This window comes from Streptomyces sp. SID3212 (assembly GCF_009865405.1).
Lineage (GTDB): Bacteria > Actinomycetota > Actinomycetes > Streptomycetales > Streptomycetaceae > Streptomyces.
Genome location: NZ_WWJY01000430.1, coordinates 1 through 4,458, shown reverse-complemented (window position 1 = coordinate 4,458; position 4,458 = coordinate 1). Strand labels below are relative to the sequence as shown.

At 70.7% G+C, this 4,458-nt stretch carries 3 protein-coding genes; 2 read left to right on the top strand and 1 reads right to left on the bottom strand.

Annotation, left to right across the window (positions count from 1 at the left end):
- The coding region (locus tag GT042_RS39035) for a hypothetical protein (protein ID WP_237530753.1) at positions 1 to 223 on the bottom strand (223 nt) is incomplete at its 3' end.
- Between GT042_RS39035 and GT042_RS12885 the strand changes: the two genes are divergently transcribed.
- Positions 222 to 1,181 (top strand): sugar phosphate isomerase/epimerase, encoded by a 960-nt coding sequence (locus tag GT042_RS12885; RefSeq protein WP_161308842.1) that lies wholly within the window; start codon positions 222 to 224, stop codon positions 1,179 to 1,181. The two genes, GT042_RS39035 and GT042_RS12885, sit on opposite strands and share 2 nt — an antisense overlap.
- Before the next feature lie 56 nt (positions 1,182 to 1,237).
- A partial coding sequence (locus GT042_RS12880) for a PQQ-dependent sugar dehydrogenase (RefSeq protein WP_345943756.1) occupies positions 1,238 to 4,458 on the top strand: 3,221 nt, incomplete at its 3' end.

The window sequence follows — 4,458 nt, the reverse complement described above, 5'->3', positions numbered from 1 at the left end:
GGGACGCCCTCGCGAAGAAGGTCGAGCAGCGGGCCGCCGACGCGCGGGCTGACGCGAGCGCGGCGGGCGACTCCGACCTGTAGCCCGTACGGGGCGCACGCCCCGTGCCAGCGCCTCCCCGTACCAGCGCCTCCCCGCGCAACCGAAGCAGTCCGGCGCCGTCGCACCGGCGCACCCCCAGATCTTCCCGGCCGCATACCTCAGGAGTGACCGTGGGCCACATGAGCAAGTCCTTCGACCGCAGAGCCTTCCTGCGAGCCACCGCAGGCACCACCGTGGCGCTCGCCGCCACCTCCGTCACCGGCGTGGGGGCGACCACCGCCGCCGCGGCGAGTGGCCTGTCCATCCCCAAGGACCGCATCGCCATCCAGCTCTACAGCATCCGTGACAAGGTCACCTCGCTCGGCTTCGCCGTCGTGCTCGCCGAACTGGCGCGTATCGGCTACCGCGAGATCGAGTTCGCCGGGTACACGCAGAACACCTCCATCCTGGGCCGGCAGATCACCCTCCAGGAGATCCGCCGCCTGCTGGACGACAACGGGCTGCGGGCGGTGGGCAGTCATGTCGGCATCGGCAACCTGCGCACCAACCTCCAGGGCGAGCTGGACTCGGCGCAGATCCTCGGCATGCCGCACATCGGCACCGCCAACGCCCCCTCGGGCAACAACACCGTCGCGGGCTACCTCGCGGCGGCCGAGGAGTTCAACACCTGGGGCGCGGCGGCCACCGCGCGCGGCCTCAAGCTCTACCAGCACAACCACGCGGGCGAGTTCGCCTTCGCGACCGACCAGCCGTCGGTCCGGCTGTACGACGTCTTCCTCAGGAACACCGACCCGCGCCATGTCTATCTGGAGATGGACATCTACTGGGCGTACGTCGGTCAGCACCGCTGGCCCGGTTTCAACCCGGCCGCGTACGTGCGCGACCAGCCGTACCGCTACCCGCTGTTCCACCTGAAGGACGGCGACGCCAACCCGTCGAAGGCGGACGGGTACGACATCGTCGAGTTCGGCGCGGGAGACCTGCCGTACGAGAAGTTCATCCGGGACATCGGACCGCGGGCCAGCCACGTCGGGATCTGGGAGCAGGACACGGCCCCCAACACCCTGCCCAATCCGCCCGGTTCGCTCGGCGCGGCCGAGCGCAGCTTCACCGCGATCAAGACACTCCTCAACCGCTAGGGCGCGTCCCCGCACACTCCCGAACCCGCCCAGCGACCTTAGGAGACGCGATCGCCGTGCACCGTACCCTGAGACGCCTGATCGCAGGGGTCCTCCTCACCGCGCTGCCCGCACTGGGCGCGGTGGGGCTGGCCCCCGCGGCGCAGGCGCATCCCGACCATGAACACGCCCTGGACTGGGCGAACTACGAGAAGGTGACGCTCACCAAGGACACGGGCGAGCCGATCGATCTCGCCGTTCTGCCCGACAGCAGAGTCCTGCACACCGCCCGCAACGGGGATCTGCGGCTGACCGATCCCGGCAGCGGTGTGACCAAGGTCGTCAATCACATCGACGTGTACCAGAACTCGGAGATGGGTCTCCAGACGGTCACCCTGGACCCCGACTTCGCCACCAACAAGTGGGTGTATCTCTACTATTCGCCGCCGCTCGACACACCGACGGGTTCGGCGCCGGAGCGGCTCCCGGCCGGCCAGGACGACTCGTACTGGGACCGGTGGAAGGGGTACGACAGCCTCGTCCGCTACAAGTGGACAGGTGACAAGCTGGATCCGGCCTCCGCGCAGGAGATCATCCGGGTCGGCCACAACCGCGGCCAGTGCTGCCACGTCGCGGGAGACGTGGACTTCGACGCCGACGGCAACCTCTACCTGGCCACCGGTGGCAACACCCCGGCGTCCGGCCCGAACGTCAGCGGATACACGCCGATCAACGACGCGGCCACCTACAACCCCGGCCTCGACGAGCGGCGCGGCTCCGGCAACACCAACGACCTCCGGGGCAAGATCCTCCGTATCTCCGTTCAGGAGGACGGGAGTTACACGATCCCGGACGGGAACCTGTTCCCCGTCGGGACCGCGAAGACCCGTCCCGAGATCTTCGTGATGGGGCTGCGCAACCCGTACCGGATGACGGTCGACAGGACGACGGGCGCCGTGATGTGGGGCGACTACGGACCCGACGCCGGGACCGCCAATCCCGACCGGGGGCCGATGGGTTACGTCGAGTGGCAGACCACCACCAAGGCGATGAACAGCGGTTGGCCGTTCTGCACGGGCGACAACACCCGCCCGTACCGGGACTTCGACTTCGCCACGCTGACTCCGGGACCGGCCTTCGACTGCGCGGCGCCGGTCAACGACTCCCGGTGGAACACCGGTCTGACCCAGCTGCCGCCCGCCGCCCCGGCCACCCTCTGGTACGGGGACCGGGACACCGATCAGCCGTGGCCGGAACTGACCGCCTTCCGGGGTCCCGGCGGTCCCGGCGGCCAGGCCCCGATGGCCGGACCGGTCTACCACTACGACGCGGACAACCCGGCTCCGGGGAAGTTCCCCGAGTACTGGAACGGCAAGGCGTTCTTCGGCGAGTTCTCCCAGGACTACGTGGCCGCCCTGACGCTCGAAGGCCCCGACGGGCCGGTGAGCAAGCTGGAGAACGTCCTGCCGAACAGCGAGCGTTCGGAGAACGGCATCCCGCCGTGGGACAACCCGATGGACATGGAGTTCGGTCCTGACGGCGCGCTGTACGTGCTCGACTACGGCGACGGATTCTTCCGGCAGAACCCCGACGCGGGTCTCTACCGGATCGACTACGCCGAGGGCAACAAGGCCCCGACCGCGGTGGTCAAGGCGACTCCCTCGTCGGGGCAGGCCCCGCTGGCCGTCTCCTTCGACGCGGGTGCCTCCACCGATCCCGAGGGCGGCGCGCTCACCTACCAGTGGGACCTGAACGGTGACGGCACCTTCGACGCCAGCGGTCCCCAGGCGACCCGCACGTACACGGAGAACGGACAGTTCCAGGCCCGCCTGAAGGTCACCGACCCGCAGGGCAAGACGGGATTGACGAGCCGTCAGATATCCGTGGGCAACACGGCACCGACCGTACGGATCACCTCACCCCCCGACGGCGGCTTCTTCACCTGGGGCGACGCCGTTCCGTACGGCGTCGACATCAACGACCCGGAGGACGGCGCCGCGATCGACTGCGCCAAGGTCGCCTGGACCTTCGGCCTCGGGCACAACCAGCACGGTCACCCCGTCAACAGCGGAACGGGCTGCACCGGCGCGGTCGTCTCCCCGGCCGACGCCGGGCACGGGGACACCGAGAACGTCTTCGGCGTCCTCGGGATCGTATACACCGACAAGGGCGCGGGCGGCGTCCCGCCGGCCGCCGGCGACGCCCAGGTCGTCCTCAACCCGGCGCTGATGCAGGGCGAGCACTACGACACCTCGCAGGGCATCACCGTCACCGACGACACCACCGCGTCGGGACAGCGCAAGGTGACCTCGTTCGACGAGGGCGACTGGATCGCGTACGACCCGGTCTCGTTCGCCGGCATCACCGGCGTGCAGACCCGCGCGTCCGGCGCGGGGACGCTGGCGCTGCGGTGGAACGCGGCCGACGCGGAGCCGTTCGCCACCGTGTCCGTACCGGCCGGTGAGGGGTGGCGGACCGTGACCACCTCACTCGCCGGCGCCCCGTCGGGCAGCGGACGCCTGTACGTCACCACCTCCGGCGGTGTGGAGCTGGACTCCCTGACCTTCCAGGGCGCCGGCGTCGCGGACAAGACCCCGCCGAAGGCGACCGCCACGCTCAATCCGGCGCAGCCCACCGGGAGCAACGGGTGGTACACCGGCAACGTGACACTGAACGTCGCCGCCACCGACAACGGGACGGTCAGCAGCCGCCAGTACTCGGTCAACGGCGGGACGACCTGGCTGGCCGCCAACGCGGCCGTCACGCTGTCCACCGAGGGCGTCACCTCGGTCCGCTACCGGGCGACCGACAGCGGCGGGAACGTCTCGGAGGTCGGCAGCCTCACCGTACGGATCGACCGCACCGGGCCCACGGTGACCGTCACCGGGCTCGACGCGGACGGCACGTACGGCGACTCCACCCGCCCGGCCCCGGTGATCGCCGCGACCGACCCGGTGTCCGGCGGGGCCACCGCCACCACCACGCTCGACGGGTCCGCGGTCACCTCGGGACAGCCGCTGACCCTCTGGCGGCTGCCGCTCGGCGGCCACGACCTGACGGTCACGGCCCGGGACGCCGCGGGCAACACCACGGTGAGGACCGTGCGCTTCACGACCCGCACGTCCTTCGGCGACCTGGGCACGCTCATCCCGCGACTGCGGGCCGAGGGGCTCGTCACGGCCCAGGGCGAACAGCGGCTCACGGTCCGGCTCGACCAGGCCCGCGCCCACGCGCAGGCCGGGCGGACCACCCAGGCCGCGGCGGTCCTGGACGCCTTCGCGGCGTCCGCGCGTGACAC

What these genes read in the sequence shown, in the direction of transcription:
- GT042_RS12885 (WP_161308842.1), top strand. Translation starts at nt 222, where the DNA reads ATGAGCAAGTCCTTCGACCGCAGAGCCTTCCTGCGAGCCACCGCAGGC.